The organism is Paenibacillus filicis, assembly GCF_038070315.1.
Lineage (GTDB): Bacteria > Bacillota > Bacilli > Paenibacillales > NBRC-103111 > Paenibacillus_G > Paenibacillus_G filicis.
Map to the genome: position 1 here is coordinate 15,251 of NZ_JBBPCC010000032.1, position 15,869 is coordinate 31,119.

The 15,869-nt window shown below is 55.5% G+C and carries 16 protein-coding genes and 1 tRNA gene; 15 read left to right on the top strand and 2 right to left on the bottom strand.

The features are described from left to right. Window positions 1-2: 2 nt before the first annotated feature. The 15 genes from hisH to WMW72_RS32270 all read left to right on the top strand — a co-directional run bounded on the left by hisH (window position 3) and on the right by WMW72_RS32270 (window position 14,730). The gene (gene hisH / locus WMW72_RS32200; protein WP_341419692.1) at window positions 3-620 is read left to right on the top strand and encodes an imidazole glycerol phosphate synthase subunit HisH; all 618 of its coding nucleotides are present in this window, start codon (window positions 3-5) and stop codon (window positions 618-620) included. A gap of 28 nt (window positions 621-648) precedes the next feature. Then, on the top strand, window positions 649-1,377 hold the full coding sequence (hisA, locus tag WMW72_RS32205) for a 1-(5-phosphoribosyl)-5-[(5-phosphoribosylamino)methylideneamino]imidazole-4-carboxamide isomerase (RefSeq protein ID WP_341419693.1): 729 nt from the start codon (window positions 649-651) through the stop codon (window positions 1,375-1,377). A gap of 76 nt (window positions 1,378-1,453) precedes the next feature. Beyond that, window positions 1,454-2,212 carry an imidazole glycerol phosphate synthase subunit HisF gene (gene hisF, locus WMW72_RS32210; RefSeq protein ID WP_341419694.1) on the top strand — a complete coding sequence of 253 codons (759 nt, stop codon included), beginning with the start codon at window positions 1,454-1,456 and terminating at the stop codon, window positions 2,210-2,212. Further along, window positions 2,209-2,910, top strand: coding sequence for a bifunctional phosphoribosyl-AMP cyclohydrolase/phosphoribosyl-ATP diphosphatase HisIE (gene hisIE / locus WMW72_RS32215; protein WP_341419695.1), 702 nt, complete (start codon window positions 2,209-2,211; stop codon window positions 2,908-2,910). The genes hisF and hisIE overlap by 4 nt, the downstream gene beginning before the upstream one ends. A gap of 12 nt (window positions 2,911-2,922) precedes the next feature. Beyond that, window positions 2,923-3,750, top strand: coding sequence for a histidinol-phosphatase HisJ (hisJ, locus tag WMW72_RS32220; RefSeq protein WP_341419696.1), 828 nt, complete (start codon window positions 2,923-2,925; stop codon window positions 3,748-3,750). A gap of 115 nt (window positions 3,751-3,865) precedes the next feature. Continuing rightward, window positions 3,866-4,816, top strand: a complete 951-nt coding sequence (locus tag WMW72_RS32225) for a ribose-phosphate diphosphokinase (RefSeq protein WP_341419697.1) — start codon at window positions 3,866-3,868, stop codon at window positions 4,814-4,816. A gap of 194 nt (window positions 4,817-5,010) precedes the next feature. Further along, window positions 5,011-6,759, top strand: a complete 1,749-nt coding sequence (locus WMW72_RS32230; RefSeq protein WP_341419698.1) for a tetratricopeptide repeat protein — start codon at window positions 5,011-5,013, stop codon at window positions 6,757-6,759. Between the two features lie 336 nt (window positions 6,760-7,095). Then, window positions 7,096-8,046: an ROK family glucokinase gene (locus tag WMW72_RS32235; protein WP_341419699.1), complete on the top strand. Its 951-nt coding sequence runs from the start codon at window positions 7,096-7,098 to the stop codon at window positions 8,044-8,046. A gap of 127 nt (window positions 8,047-8,173) precedes the next feature. Beyond that, window positions 8,174-9,073, top strand: a complete 900-nt coding sequence (rapZ, locus tag WMW72_RS32240) for an RNase adapter RapZ (protein ID WP_341419700.1) — start codon at window positions 8,174-8,176, stop codon at window positions 9,071-9,073. Further along, the gene (locus WMW72_RS32245) at window positions 9,070-10,059 is read left to right on the top strand and encodes a gluconeogenesis factor YvcK family protein (protein ID WP_341419701.1); all 990 of its coding nucleotides are present in this window, start codon (window positions 9,070-9,072) and stop codon (window positions 10,057-10,059) included. The genes rapZ and WMW72_RS32245 overlap by 4 nt, the downstream gene beginning before the upstream one ends. A 6-nt stretch (window positions 10,060-10,065) precedes the next feature. Then, entirely contained in the window at window positions 10,066-10,992 is a 927-nt protein-coding gene (whiA, locus tag WMW72_RS32250; protein ID WP_341419702.1) for a DNA-binding protein WhiA, read from the top strand. A 259-nt stretch (window positions 10,993-11,251) separates the two neighbouring features. Further along, window positions 11,252-11,521, top strand: a complete 270-nt coding sequence (locus WMW72_RS32255; protein WP_010500412.1) for an HPr family phosphocarrier protein — start codon at window positions 11,252-11,254, stop codon at window positions 11,519-11,521. 41 nt (window positions 11,522-11,562) lie between these two features. Beyond that, window positions 11,563-11,760: a hypothetical protein gene (locus WMW72_RS32260; protein ID WP_341419703.1), complete on the top strand. Its 198-nt coding sequence runs from the start codon at window positions 11,563-11,565 to the stop codon at window positions 11,758-11,760. A gap of 154 nt (window positions 11,761-11,914) precedes the next feature. Continuing rightward, entirely contained in the window at window positions 11,915-13,696 is a 1,782-nt protein-coding gene (locus WMW72_RS32265; RefSeq protein WP_341419704.1) for a stalk domain-containing protein, read from the top strand. Between the two features lie 248 nt (window positions 13,697-13,944). Beyond that, a complete protein-coding gene (locus WMW72_RS32270) occupies window positions 13,945-14,730 on the top strand; it encodes an Ig-like domain-containing domain (protein WP_341419705.1) in 786 nt (261 codons plus the stop codon). 153 nt (window positions 14,731-14,883) lie between these two features. Here WMW72_RS32270 and clpP read toward each other — a convergent pair whose 3' ends face one another. Further along, the gene (gene clpP, locus WMW72_RS32275; RefSeq protein WP_341419706.1) at window positions 14,884-15,465 is read right to left on the bottom strand and encodes an ATP-dependent Clp endopeptidase proteolytic subunit ClpP; all 582 of its coding nucleotides are present in this window, start codon (window positions 15,463-15,465) and stop codon (window positions 14,884-14,886) included. Between the two features lie 144 nt (window positions 15,466-15,609). Continuing rightward, a tRNA-Arg gene (locus WMW72_RS32280) sits at window positions 15,610-15,684 on the bottom strand. Between the last annotated feature and the right edge of the window lie 185 nt (window positions 15,685-15,869).

Genomic DNA, 15,869 nt, shown 5'->3' on the forward strand with positions numbered 1-15,869 from the left:
CCATGATCGCCATCATCGATTACGGCATGGGCAATCTGCACAGCGTGAGCTCTGCGGTGGAGCGGCTCGGCTATGAGGTGCGCATCACGTCGGATGAGCGCGAGCTGCTTGAGGCGGACGGCGCGATTCTGCCGGGCGTCGGCGCATTCGGCGACGCGATGGAGCATCTGCGTGCGTCGAAGCTCGATGAGGCGACCAAGGCGTATGCGGCGAGCGGCAAGCCGCTGCTGGGCATTTGCCTGGGCATGCAGCTGCTGTTCTCGCGAAGTGAGGAGCACGGCTTGAACGACGGGCTGAACCTGCTGCCGGGCGAGGTGGTCCGCTTCCAGGGCGAATACAAGGTGCCGCATATGGGCTGGAACCGGCTGGCTTTTCACCAGGAGAGTCCGCTGTTCGCAGGCTTGGAGGAGGGACATGTGTACTTCGTCCACTCCTACCATGTCCGGCCGGAGCAGGCAAGCGATCTGCTGGCGACGACGGATTACTACCAGCAGGTGACGGCCATCGTCGGCCGCGGCCATGTGTACGGCATGCAGTTCCATCCCGAGAAAAGCGGCAGCGTCGGCATGAAGCTGCTCGATAACTTTTTGAGATTATGCGACATCAAACCCAAGGGCTAACCCCTGACGCTGTGGAGGAATCGAAACCATGTCTTCATTCATCATTTACCCCGCGATCGATATCCGGGGCGGCAAGTGCGTTCGTCTGATCCAAGGTGATTATAAGCAGGAAACGGTATATAACGAAAACCCGCTCGAGGTTGCGAAGGCTTGGGAAGCTCAAGGTGGCAAATGGATCCATCTGGTCGATCTGGACGGCGCGAAGGCCGGCAAGCCGGTTAATGACAAGCTGATCGGCGATATCGCCCAAGCGGTAGGTGTACCGGTACAGGTAGGCGGCGGCATCCGGACGGAGGCTGACGTCGATTATCTGCTGTCGCTGGGTGTGTCCCGCTTGATCCTGGGGACGGCGGCCATTGAGGACCGCGCGTTCGTTAGTCGGGTGCTGCAGAAGCACGGCGAGAAGATTGCGATCGGGCTGGATGCGCGCGACGGTTATGTGGCGACACGCGGCTGGCTGGAGACGTCGGCGGTCAAGGCCGATGAGCTGGCTGTAGAGTTAGCGCGGGAAGGCGCACGCACCTTCATCTTCACCGACATCTCCCGCGACGGGATGATGCAGGGGCCGAATGTGGAAGCGATCGTAAGCCTCGCGAAGGTATCGGGGCAGACGGTCATCGCCTCCGGCGGCGTGAGCCAGTACGAGGATCTGCAGAAGCTGGCTGAGCATGCGGAGGAAGGCGTCGGCGGTGCGATCGTCGGCAAGGCGCTGTACACCGGCAGCATTCAACTGGCGGAGGCTCACGCGCTGGTATAGCAGCAGGCATAGCCGCCGCAGCCCAGGACAGCGTCTTGCGTTGCGTGCGGCTCGACTGATAGAAAGGGGTACAGCGATGCTGACCAAACGGATTATTCCTTGTCTCGATGTGAAGGACGGCCGGGTCGTGAAGGGCGTGAATTTCGTCAATCTGCGCGATGCGGGCGATCCCGTCGAGCTGGCGGCGCTCTATGACCGCGAAGGAGCCGATGAGCTCACGTTCCTCGACATCTCGGCTTCGCATGAAGGTCGCGCGACGATGATCGAGGTCGTGCAGAAGACGGCCGAGCAGATCACGATCCCCTTCACGGTCGGCGGAGGCATCGCCACCGTGGACGATATGAAGCGGCTGCTGCGCGCAGGCGCGGACAAGATCGGGATCAATACAGCGGCCGTACGCAACCCGCAGCTCGTGTCGGACGGTGCGCGCCGCTTCGGCTCGCAGTGCATCGTGGTCGCCGTGGATGCCCGCTTTAACCAGGCCTGGGGCGAGTGGGAAGTATTCACGCATGGTGGCCGGAACGGAACCGGCATCAAGGCGCTGGAATGGGTGAAGGAGATCGAGCGCCTCGGCGGGGGCGAGATTCTGCTCACCAGCATGGATGCGGATGGGACGAAGGACGGCTTCGATCTGGCGCTGACCAAGGCGGTATCGGAATCGGTGTCGATTCCTGTCATCGCCTCCGGTGGAGCGGGTAAGAAGGAGCATTTCTACGACGTGTTCGCAGAGGCGAAGGCGGACGCGGGACTAGCTGCTACAATTTTCCATTACAAAGAAATGACGATCCAGGAAGTTAAGGATGACCTGAGGGAAAAAGGAGTGGAAGTGCGATGAGCGGCAATAGCGTAACGGCAACGAGCCTGGAAGAGCTCGTGAGCACCATCAAGTGGGATGCGCACGGTCTGGTGCCTGCAATCGTGCAGGACGCGGCCAGCAAGGAAGTACTGATGATGGCTTATATGAACAGTGAATCGCTGGGCAAAACGCTGGAATCGGGCGAGACCTGGTTTTGGAGCCGGTCCCGCAGCGAGCTGTGGCATAAGGGCGCGACAAGCGGGCATATCCAGAAGGTGAAGTCGCTCCGGTATGATTGCGATGGCGATACGCTGCTGGTATTGGTCGATCAGGCCGGCCCGGCCTGCCACACCGGCAGCTACAGCTGCTTCTTCCATGACGTGAAGCTCGGGGCGCTCGCCGGCGAGCAGGCACCGGAAGGCATCAAGGATACGGTAGGAGCTGACCGCTTCGCGATCCTGAATACGCTGGAAGCGACGATCGCCCAGCGCGATGCGGAGCGTCCGGAGGGTGCTTACACGACCTATCTGTTCGAGAAGGGCGTCGACAAAATTCTTAAGAAGGTCGGCGAGGAATCGGCTGAGGTCATCATCGCTGCCAAGAATCGCGATCCGGTCGAGCTGCGCTGTGAGGCCAGCGACTTGATCTTCCATCTGATGGTGCTGCTGCGCGAGCAGAAGCTGCCGCTGGATCATGTCCTGCAGGAGCTGGATCACCGTCACAATAAAAAGAAATAGGAGCTAACAGCTATGCGCATCGATTATCACACGCATCATGTGCGTTGCGGTCATGCGTCGGGTGAGCTCGAGGAGTACGTGTTGAAGGGCATTGAGCTCGGACTGGTCCAACTGGGCCTCTCCGATCACATGCCCTTGCTCCATGTAGACCCAGCGACATACCTGCCGGGCATGGCCATGCCGATGGAGGAATTGCCGAATTATGTCGAAGAAGCGTTCCGGCTGCAGGAGAAGTATAAGGACCGCATCGACATCCGCGTCGGCCTGGAAGGCGACTATATCGAAGGGTACGAAGCGGAGATCGGGCAGATTGTCCAGGCCTACCCTTGGGATTATGTGATCGGCTCGGTGCATTTCCTGGGCGAATGGGACATTACCGATTACCGGCAGACCGACGGTTGGAAGGAACGGGATGCCTATGAGGTATACAGCCAATACTATGACGCGGTCAAGAAGGCTTGCCAGACGGGCTTCTACGATTATATCGGGCATATCGATGTGATCAAGCGGTTCGGCTTCAAGCCGGAGCAAAGTGTGGAGCATCTGGAGAGGGAAGCGCTGGAAGCGGTGAAGGCGGCAGGTCTCGCGATCGAGCTGAATGCTTCCGGTCTGCGAATGCCCGTAGAGGAAATGTTCCCCAGTCGCCGGATGCTGGAGTACGCGCTGGAGCTGGGAATTCCGGTCACGATCGGGTCTGATGCCCATCAACCGGAGCGGCTTACTCAGTATTTGGATCAGGCGATCATTTTGTTGAAAAATGTCGGTTTTAACGAATTAGCCACATTTAGGTGCCGGAAACGGACAATGTTGCCTATTGGATTCGACACTTTTGATGTATAATGAATGAGGGACATTCTAAAGATTATGTGAAGAGCCTAGTGCTCGTACTGCTCAAGACTACCGGATCTGAGCGCGTCAAACGAACCATGTACCAAAGAAGAAAGCGGAGGTAACCATGTACAGCGACAAAATGAAGATTTTCTCGGGTTCGTCCAACCCGAAACTAGCGGAGCGCATCTGTGCGGAACTCGAGGTGCCGCTGGGTCAAATTCAGCTTTCCCGATTCAAGAGTGGTGAAATCTACTGTCTCTATGAGGAAAGCATCCGCAACTGCGACGTTTTCCTCGTGCAAACGTTCTCTCATCCGATCAACGAGAACTTTATGGAGCTGCTCGTCATGATGGATGCGGCCAAACGTGCATCAGCGAGAACGATCAACCTTGTCGTTCCATACTATGGTTATTCCCGCCAAGAACGTAAAGCCGCACCGCGGGAGCCGATTTCGGCCAAGCTCGTAGCGGACCTGCTGACGGCTGCAGGGGCCGACCGTGTCATTACGATCGACCTGCATGCTCCGGCGATTCAAGGCTTCTTCAACATCCCAGTGGATCATTTGACAGCGCTGGATTTGGTTTCCGATTATATTAAGCGTCTGAACATCGTTAATCCGATCATCGTGTCTCCGGACGCAGGACGCGCCACGACGGCCGAGAAGATGGCTAACATCCTCGATGCTCCGTTCGCAATGATGATCAAGAAGCGTCCGGCTCACAATGAATCCGTCATTACCCATGTTATCGGTGAAGTCGCAGGCTGTACGCCGATCATCATCGAGGATCTGATTGATACGGGTACGACGATCGTCAATGTCGTCGAAGGTCTGAAGGAACGCGGCGCCCATGACGCTTATGTCTGCGCGACGCATCCAGTGTTCTCCGGCCCGGCGCTGCAGCGGCTGGACCATCCGAACATCAAGGAAGTCGTCATCACGGATTCGATCGCGATTCCGGATACTTGTTCCTCGCGCTTCAAGGTGCTGTCCGTCTCCCATCTGCTGGCCGATGCCATCAACATCATCCAGGTCGGCGGCTCGCTGAGCTCTCTGTTCAAATACGGCGGCGTGTAAAAAGGAATGTCTGGCTAGGCTCAAGTACGCCCATATAATTACCACTGGAATCCGGCCCGCAAACCCTACGGTTTTGGGCCGGTTTGTGTTATACTTTAGGAATCATTAGGTTTCCGGAAAGCAAGAGACGATAGCTACCTACCGCGTATTCCGCAGTTATCTCTTCCGGACGGGTCACGGAGGTGCCTTATACCATGGAGAAGAAAAAACGTGTGCTGCCCCACACCAGCACCAATGTCGTTTCGATGAAAATGGACGCCACGTTCTTTTTCGAGAAAGCCGTCCAGTCAATGGACCGGTTTCACTACGATAAGGCATTGAAGTATTTTCGCCGGGCGGCTGAATATGAACCGGAGAATCCGGTCAATCATTGCAATCTGGCAGGGTTGTTGTCCGAGATGGGCAATTACGAGGAGTCCAACCTCATCCTGCAGCATGTGCTCGATCAAATCGATCCGTCGATGACGGAATGTTATTTTTATATGGCTAATAACTTCGCCAATATGGAGAATTACGAATCGGCCGAGACGGCCATTGTCCATTATCTGGAGAACGATCCCGCAGGACAGTTTCTCGAGGAATCCGAAGAGATGATGGAGCTGCTCCGGATTGAGCTGGATCGTCCGACCAAGCTGACAACGATCAAGAGCCGGGAAGGCATGTTCGAGCATGACCGTGCACGCAGCATGCTGGAGGAGGGCAAGTTCTCCGAAGCGGTGCGCATTCTGGAGAATTTGATCCGCAACCATCCGGATTTTATGGCCGCGCGTAATAATTTGGCGCTTGCTTATTATTACATGGGTCATTTCGAGCGCTCGGTGCATATGATCCGTGAGGTGCTGGAGCTGGAGCCGGGCAATCTTCACGCGCTGTGCAACCTGGCCATTTTCTACCAGCATTTCGGCGACACGGAGAAGCTGTCGGGCCTACTGGAAGTGCTGCGCAAGACTTATCCGTTCCATCAGGATCACGTGTTCAAGCTGGCCACCACGATGGGGATATTAAGCGAGCATGACAAGGCGTACCGTCTATTCAAGCGGCTGCTTAAGACCGGCGAAGCCGGACTTGACCCTTGTTTGTTCCACTATGCGGCCGTAGCCGCTTACAATACCGGACGTATGATCGAGGCTGAGCGCCTGTGGCGGCAGACGGAGAAGTTTGACCCGGGATCGGAAATTCCCAAGTTTTATTTGAATGTCATGTCCAGAATCGTGGAGAATGAGCCGAAGCCGCAGGTGAGCTATCACTACCACCTGCCGTTCGAGGAGCAGTTCCGCGGGCTGGAGAAGGTCGAGGGCGGATTGCCGGACCATCTGAAGAAAGACCCGCTCGTGCGTTCATCCTTCTTCTGGGCGCTGCGTCATGGTGACACGGATACGAAGCTTCAAGTGATTCAGGCATTCGGCCTGATCGGTGACGATGAGGTGCGCGATGCATTGACCGCCTTCATCCAGGAGCCGGACGAGGACGATTATCTGAAGAAAATGGCAGTCTTCGTGCTGCGCAGCATCGGGGTGAAGGAACCGCTGGCCGCCGTGCTGGAGGGCAAGGCGACGACGGTAGCGCCGTCCCCGCCATCGCCGAATCTGCCCGTATGGGACCGCAAATGGCAGTCCGTGATGGAGCTGGCGCTAAGCCAGATGTCCAAACGGTACGATATGGTGCAGCAGTACGATCTGCAGACGCTTTGGGTCGAATATTTATCAAGGGTATTTCCGTCGGTTCCCAAGCTCACCAAGCTGGAGGGCTGGGCTGCCGCACTGGAATACTGGGTAGCGAAGATGCACCGCAGACCCGTGAGCTTCCAGGAGACCGCCGAGCGTTATGGTGTATCGGTCGTCACGGTCAGCAAGAATGCCAAGCTCATTGACGAGGCTTGCGGCTTGCGGGAGAAGATGGATTCCATCTTCCGAAAGCTGCCGGGGCTGGATTCCCCTTCATAAATTCATAGTCGCACAGACTGGGTGGAGAAGGGTTCTTCCTATCGCTCTAATCTCGGGTACGGGCGGACGTGGAGCACAGGGTGTTCCGCGTTTTTTCCGTTGGGGTCGTCTTGACCTCCCGGCAGCGTTGCCTTATAGTTGGAACAGGAGCGTTGGTTTCTGTGGAACCATGCCTTACATCCCTTTATCAGGGAGAGGTAATCACGCCATATAAGGAATGGTGGCGCCTGTCAGGCCTGATGAAGGTTATGCAGCGGCGTCATCTTGGGCTGTGTAAATCAGCGGGTTATATGGATTCGAATAATCATGCACTATTTTATGAGGTGAGAAGCGGGTATGGGAGAGCAAGTGTATTTGGGAGTCGATTTGGGCGGTACCACGATTAAGGTTGGCATTTGCGACGTGGAAGGCAATCTGCTCACGACGTATGAAGGACCGACCGGTACCGAGCATGGTGCAGACGTCGTACTGGAGAATATCGCACAATATGCGCGCAAGATTGTGTCGGAATCGGCATACACATGGGAACAGGTAGCCGGGATCGGTGCGGGAATCGCGGGATTCATGGATATCCCTGAGGGCTTTATCAAGCTGTCTCCTAACCTGGGCTGGCGCAATGTGCCGGTGAAGAAGATTCTCGAGGAGAAGCTCGGCAAGCCGGTTAAGATCGATAACGATGCGAATGTAGCTGCGCTGGGCGAGGCTTGGGCCGGAGCAGGCAAAGGCATCTCCAATCTGGTATGCTACACGCTGGGCACCGGAGTAGGCGGCGGACTCATCATCAGAGACCGCATCTATCAAGGCTTCAGCGGCATGGCCGGCGAACTGGGGCACATCCCGCTTGTTCCCGATCTCGAAGCGATCGATTGCGGCTGCGGCAAGAAGGGCTGTCTGGAGACGGTCTCATCGGCAACAGGCATCATCCGCATGGCGAAGGAAGCTGTCGAGCGCGGCGAGCATACATCGCTGGCACTGGTCGAGCATATCATGGCCAAGGACGTATTCGATGCAGCCAAGACCGGCGATGAAACGGCACTCCGGATCATTAACCGGGCAGCGCTCTATCTGGCCAAATCGATGGCTGTCGTCTCGGTTATCGTCAATCCGCAGCGCTTCGTCGTAGGCGGCGGTGTATCCAAGGCCGGAGATATCTTGTTCGATGCGATCCGGAAATATTACTACGAATGCGCGCAGGAAACCGCGCAAGAGGGTGTAGACATTGTCCCGGCTATTCTGGGCAATGACGCAGGTATTGTAGGTGCAGCAGGTCTGAATCTGCGCAGCTAAGCAGGCGGGAAGTGCGGTCCGTGCAGGTATGCACGGACCGGTCGTTATAGAGAGGGCTTCTGCACGCGGCGCTAGGGCCGCTGCATAAGCACTCATGAAGAAATCCGAGCAAAGGAGCTATGTCCCCATGGAGGAGTTGCATAGTTTAGGCAAGCTGGTCATCATTACCGGCATGTCCGGAGCGGGTAAGACGATCGCCGTGCAGAGCTTGGAGGATTTGGGCTTTTTTTGCGTGGATAATCTTCCTCCTGTACTGATCCCCAAGTTTGCCGAGCTGATCGAGCAGTCCAAAGGCCGGATCGGCAAGGTAGCGCTTGTGATCGATTTGCGCGGTCGGGAGTTTTTCAATACGTTATCGGAATCGCTTCGTTATCTTCATGACAACCATACGCTGACGTATGAGATTCTATTCCTGGATGCGACGGATAGCGCTCTGGTTCAGCGCTACAAGGAAAGCCGCCGGAAGCATCCGCTGGCTCCGACAGGAGCTCCGCTCGAAGGCATTCACCAGGAGCGCAAGCTGCTGGAGGAGCTGAAGGGATTGGCGACGCAGGTGATCGATACAAGCAGCCTGAAGCCAGCACAGCTCAAGGAAAGGATCGTCTCCCGGTTTACGAACCTGGAGAAGGGAAGCATCTCGATCAATGTCATCTCCTTTGGCTTCAAGTACGGTATCCCCATTGATGCCGACCTCATCTTCGACGTCAGATTCCTCCCCAACCCGCATTATATCGAGACGCTGCGCCCGAACACGGGGCAGGACCCGGAAGTGTACGAGTATGTGATGAAGTGGGGCGAGACGCAGGAGTTTCTGATCAAGCTGCTGGATATGCTCCATTTTCTCGTGCCTCAGTACAAGAAAGAGGGCAAAAGCCAGATCGTCATCGGTATCGGCTGTACGGGCGGCAAGCACCGTTCGGTAGCTATCGCTGAATATTTGGGTAAGGTAATGGGGAATAGTGAAACGGAAATTGTACGCGTAAGCCATCGGGACTCCGAGCGCGATCGCGTCGAGGTGAAGCGATGAGCACAACTCCCCCAACGGAGCCTTATCTGCCGCGTATCGTGGTGCTGGGCGGAGGGACCGGGCTGTCGGTGATGCTGCGCGGCTTGAAGCAAAAGCCGATGGATATTACTGCCATCGTGACTGTAGCCGATGACGGGGGCAGCTCCGGTATCCTGCGGTCCGAGCTGGAGATCATTCCTCCGGGGGACATCCGCAATGTGCTCAGCGCGCTTGCAGACGTGGAGCCGTTGCTGGGCGAGCTGCTGGATTACCGGTTCGACAAAGGCACAGGGCTGGCGGGACATAGTCTCGGGAATCTGATGCTGGCTGCGATGCGGGATATTACTGGTGATTTCGTCAGCGGCGTCAGGGAACTGAGCAAGGTGCTGGCCGTGCGCGGCCGGGTGCTGCCATCGGCCGACCATGCACTGGTGCTGCGTGCGGAGATGGAGGACGGCACCCTCGTAGAAGGCGAGTCCAAGATTCCGAAGGCGGGCGGAGTGATTCGCCGGGTCAGTATCGAGCCTGCGGATGTCCGGGCGCTGCCTGAAGCGCTGGAAGCCTTGCGGCAAGCCGATGCGATCCTGGTGGGACCTGGCAGCTTGTACACCAGTATCCTGCCCAATCTGCTCGTCCCGGAGATTGCACAAACGATAGTTCAATCGTCCGCTCTCAAGATGTATATTTGCAACGTGATGACCCAGCCCGGAGAAACGGACGATTACAAGGTGAGCGATCACCTGAAGGCAGTTCGCGACCATGTAGGGGAAGATCTGTTCGACTATGTGATCGTCAATAATGGCGAGATTCCCGAGCAGGTCCAGTCCAGGTATGCGGAGAAGGGTGCCAAAGTCGTTCATCTCGATCTGGATGAGGTAACCCGACAGGGCTACAAGGTCATTGCGGATCAGTTGGTATTGTTCCGCACCTATCTGCGCCACGATGCTGAGAAGCTGAGCCAGCATATTTATCAACTGGTGGAGAGCTGGATGTTCAAGAAGAGGTGATGTTTCATGTCCTTCGCCGCTCAGACGAAGAAAGAGCTGACGTTGATGGAATCCGATGCCTGCTGCGAGCGGGCGGAGCTGTCTTCGCTCATTCGCATGAACGGTTCCGTTCAACTGTCCAGCCAGAAGATTGTGCTGGATATCTCTACGGAGAACGCCGCAATCGCCAGACGCATTTATTCGCTGCTGAAGAAAACGTTTCAGGTGCATACAGAGCTTCTTGTCCGCAAGAAGATGCGGTTGAAGAAAAATAATGTCTACATCGTACGGGTGCCTGCGCAGGTTCAGCATATTCTCAAGGGGCTGGAGCTTGTCTCAGAGGGCTTTCTGTTCACGGATGGGATCGATGAGTCGATCATCAAGAAGGATTGCTGCAAGCGCGCATACCTGCGGGGAGCTTTCCTGGCCGGCGGCTCCGTCAACAACCCGGAGGGCTCGTCGTATCATCTGGAGATTTACTCGATGTATGAGGAGCACTGCAAGGCGCTCTGCAAGCTCGCCAATGAGTTCGACCTGAACGCGCGCTGCATCGAGCGCAAGAAAGGGTTCGTGCTGTACATCAAGGAAGGCGAGAAAATTATCGAGTTCCTGAGTTTGATCGGAGCCCATCAGGCACTGCTGAGGTTTGAGGATGTCCGGATTATGAAGGACATGCGCAACTCGGTCAACCGGCTGGTGAACTGCGAGACGGCCAACCTGAACAAAACCATCGGTGCCGCGGTCCGTCAGATTGACAACATTCGGCTGCTGCAGAAGGAAGTCGGGTTGGAGAACCTGCCCGAGAAACTGAGGGAAGTAGCCGAAATTCGGCTGAGACACCCGGATATGAACTTGAAGGAAGTCGGCGATATGCTGAAGGGCAGCGTCAGCAAGTCGGGCGTGAACCATAGGCTGCGTAAAATCGACGAATTGGCAGAGAAGCTGAGAAAGTAAAGCGAAATGGCGTCAAATATAGAATTTTTGTGTAAATCATCAAAAATTCTAGTGCATATCGCCGAAAAATGCTATACTAGTTGAAAACCGCTTTTTAGCCGATGTTAGCATTTCATGACGTACGTTCACGTATTTATTTAGGAGGAGCACCTTGGTGGCGACCCTTAGCCGGGTAGCAGGCGAGGTGCTGCATCTGAACTTTATCTATAGGGCCAGCGCCTTCATGGATGAGCAATTAAAAGTAGGGGGTATTGGTTGCATGTCGAGACGCCCAGTAGTCGTCAAGTTGAAAACAGGCCTTCATGCCAGACCGGCGGCACTTTTCGTGCAGGAAGCCAACAAGTTTTCTTCCGAGATCTTCGTGGAGAAGGACGAGAAAAAGGTCAATGCCAAGAGTATCATGGGGATTATGAGCCTTGCGATCAGTACAGGGACAGAGGTCCACATAAGTGCGGAGGGTTCGGATGCCGAGCAGGCTGTAAACGCTTTAGTCACCCTTGTCAGCAAAGAGGAACTCGAGAACCAATAATGGTCCGGTAAGCAAGCTTCCGCTAAGGAAGCTTGTTGTCATTGGAACATAAGCCTGGCCGCAATGAAGACCATCGCGAACTCGGCAATCCGTCTGCTGTGAGGAGGATTGCTGGCAGCGACCCGAACAGATTGTACGCGCTTACAGATAAGGAGACGCTGACCTGGAACCCGACGGTGAGAACCGTTCGGGTTTTTGGTTTGTCCGGATTTGGGCATCGGGCACATGGGGCGGGCTGAACATGTGTATATTCCGTGAACGTGGGCATGGGTAGACCTGAGCTGGTACAATCTGGCGCCGAGACGGACCGCAACCTTTCATCCCCTTCAAGCGTCTAAACCTTCGTTGTTATTGGAATATGGGAAACAAGTAGAAAGAAGGAGCAGAGAAATCATGAAGCGGATGAAAAAAGAATGGGCGATCGTGCTGGTAATCAGCTTGCTGCTGGCATCCTTCGGACAGGGAACAACCGGGAACGCCGCTGACAAGGAGGCTCCGATGTCCTCGGGTACTGTGCATGTGCTCTTATATCTGAACAAGGCTGAGGCTTTCCTCAACGGAGAACAACAAACACTGGATGCTCCGGCCACGATCATCAAGGATAAAATGTATGTGCCGGCGAAGTTTCTGGGCGATGCCTTCGGCATGAAGGTAGAGTGGAATGCAGCGACCCGTATGATCGAAATGGTGACGCCGAAGGCGAAAATTACGCTGGATAGCGACAACAAGTCGGTATGGATCAACGGCTATTGGATGCGCTTTGACGAAGCGGCTGCTATCGTCAATGGCCGCCTGATGGTTAAGCTCACTTGGCTGGCGGATTATATGGGCGCCAAATATACATACAACGACGAGCTGCGGCGGGTCGAGGTGCTGTATACGAAGACGCCGGAGGGTATCTACATTCCGGAGAATGGAAATTCAAAGCCTGTGGCGAAGTTCAGCCTAGGCAAAACGAGCTACCGGATCGGCGAGCCGGTCAAGTTCGTGGACTTGAGCTATGACCCGGACGCGGAAGGGATTGTGAAGTTCGATTGGCAGGGCAAGCAGGAGGTATATTTCTCCGCAGGTACTTATCCTGTCACGCTGACCGTGCAAGACCGCCATGGCAACAAGAGCGAGCCATACACCCGCAATGTGGTGATCACGAACGAAACTTATCTGAACGAAGTTGAATACCCGATCTACATGAAGCCGGTCGGCGGATTCATCAAGACGAATTGGTCCGTCCTCTGGGGCAACTTCTATGACCTTCCCGAGCTGCCAAAGCAGGTGAAGGAAGATACATCGCGTAAGCTGCTGGTCAGCGATAGCCCGGAGACCTTCACACAGAAGGGTATCCTGTATCAGGATACGGTTGAAGGCAAGGGACGGCTCTACGCCGATCATGTCAATGGCATGCAGGAGAAGGTCACCATGGCCATCCTGGCTAAAAATATGAGCTCCAAGCCGATCACCATCAAGACGACGAATAAAGGAGAAGTATGGCCTTCGGTATACGCGAATCTGATCGGCAATGAGGCCACCGTTGACTTCCTGCTCGGCGATCCGCTGAACGAAAAGATCACGATCCCGGCCAACCAGACGTTTATCTATAAGCAGATGCCTGACTTCTATCCGGGGCAAGGCGTCAATCTGTTCTACGATGTGGAGACGGATGGTCCGGTCCAGTTTTCGTTCATCGCGGCCAGTGAGATCTCAGCTAATTCGCTGTCTCTTCCTCAACTGCCGTTCGAGGGACATGTGCGTGGCACTTTCCCGGTATCGCAGCTGGATTGGACAATCGATGCCACCAACTTTGATAAGCCGTCCAGGCTGGTGATCGGGGATGGGAAAAGCGATCCGTTCCTGCCGGGCTATGATGTGTTCCGCAAGCAGGAAGTCAAGAACGACGGTAACTATGGCGTCGTCTATAAGATTCACGCCGACAAGCCGCGCAAGATGGCGGTCATGATCCTGCCGAAGGGCGGCGTCTTCAAGGGGCCGTTCAAAATCAACGGCGAGATGAGACTGGTGCCGGAGTCCGGAGTAATGACGGCCTTCGACGGCCTGCAGATTATCGCCAAGACGACGGGAACTGAGGATTCGCTGGATATCGAATTCAGTCCTCCAGCGGGCTCCGCCTTCCCAATCGACCTGGTGTTCTACCCGCTCGATGGCCGGGAGAGCAAGTGACGTTTCGTTGTTCAAGCCATAAGGCCCCCAAGATCTGCGTGAGCAGAGCTTGGGGGCTTTTTTCTTGATCTGTACGGTCTTAGGCGGGTGCCTTCCTGCAGCTTTCCTTCCATCATGCGTTCGTCATTCATCCGTCATTGTGAAATGCGCAACTTTCCTGAAAGTAAAACGTTTGGATAATTAGGATTTAAATGGGAAGGGTGGTGATTAGGATGGAGGCTGGTCGATGGCTGGATCCAAGCAGATGGATGGCTTGGACGGGCTGGAGCTTACTTGTCGTCGGAATTCTGTACGTTCCGTCCTTGCCCTGGTATATCCTGGGGCAGGTACAGGAGGCGGAGATTCGGATTTGGGGCCTGAGCGCCATCTCTGGTGGTGCATTAGCCCTTACGGGGAGGCTCGCATATATGCGGAGCCCCGAGGGTGTGAGAAGATGGCTGCTGCTCGTCGGCATTGTAGGTATGCTGGTAATTGGGCTAGCGCAGGTTCCCGCACTTTTCAGCTGGCTGCTGTACGGTGGTGTATTTACCGGAGAGTGGATGCCCTCAGAGCGAGCAGGCTTCGTGATCGGGATGGGTCTCCATCTGTGGTTAACTGCGCTCGCTGCAGGCACGATCGTGTCCGCGATCGTCGCCTTGTCAGGACGGTTGCGCAAGGGCCTAAAGCTCCCTGGAAAGCAGCTTGCCCAATTTGTGGCATTGCTACTGGCGATTGCCGGAGGCTGGTGGGGCTGGGAGCTGTATCAGAGCAGCCGCTGGGTGGCCTTCACCTATCCGGAGCATGGAGCGGTCGATGTCCCGCTGAATGCCCAGGTAAACGTGGTATTCTCAGGGACGCACAGTTCCATGGGCATGAGAATCCGCTACGTGGAGCAGCCAGAGCGAGTAGTTCCGGGGATGACAGGCGGGGGTCCTTCCGGTATGACGTTCGAGCCCGAAGGCGGCTTCGCGCCGGGAAGCCGGGTTCAAGTGATAGTAGATGCAGGACGGCGCAGTCATACCTTTGAATTTACGACGGCTTCCGGAGCGCCATAGCGTCTCAGCGGACGCTCCCAGCTTCGGGGCGGGGGCTACTAGTAGGGCCGTGACGCCTGCGGGCAAAAAAAAGCCCTGACCGGTCCTCCCCTTATGGGGAGGGAGCCGGTCAGGGCTTCCTGCTCTAGCACTCGCTGTACACCGTTTGACGAATTAGATGCGCTCGATGACCTTGTCGATCAGGCCGTACGTTTGCGCTTCGGCAGCGGACATGAAGTTGTCGCGGTCGGTATCGCGCTCGATTTTCTCGAACGACTGGCCTGTACGCTCGGCGAGGATCGTGTTCAGCTTGTCACGCATCTTGAGAATGCGTCTAGCGCGGATCTCGATATCGCTGGCCTGGCCTTCGGCACCGCCGAGCGGCTGGTGGATCATAACCTCGCTGTTAGGCAGGGCATAACGCTTGCCTTTGGCGCCTGCGGCGAGCAGGAAGGCTCCCATCGAAGCGGCCATACCGACGCAGATCGTCGAAACATCCGGCTTGATGAACTGCATGGTATCATAAATCGCCATGCCGGACGTGATGGAGCCGCCGGGGCTGTTGATATAGATACTGATGTCTTTATCCGGATCCTGTGCGGTCAAGAACAACAATTGCGCAATGATCGAGTTGGCTACAACGTCGTTGATTCCGCTACCGAGAAAAATAATCCGGTCCTTCAAGAGCCGCGAGTAAATATCGTATGCGCGTTCTCCTCTTGCATCAGGTTCGACAACCATTGGAATAAAACTCATGAGCTGCAGCCTCCTTTAATAAAACCTCAATATCAAGCTATACCCATCATAACGGAAATTCAAACTAAGGTCAAGGAAGGTCAAACGAAGACATAAAAAAATCAGTCTTCATGAAGATCAGGACTGATTGTTGGTTTGTATAAATGGCGCGCCCGTAAGGAATCGAACCTTAATCTCAGGCTCCGGAGGCCTACGTCATATCCATTGGACCACGGGCGCATATGAAGCTGTACTTGCAGACAAGCAACAGTGACAGCAGAAGTTATTGTACCTCATCTTTTCTAATAATGCAAGGGGGTTTTACGTCTTGATCTTGAACCGGCTTTGATCTATAATGAAATCAGCTAAGTGATGAGCTTAGCACTTTTTTCGAAGTGTGTGGGACCGAAAAAGTATCACCGGGA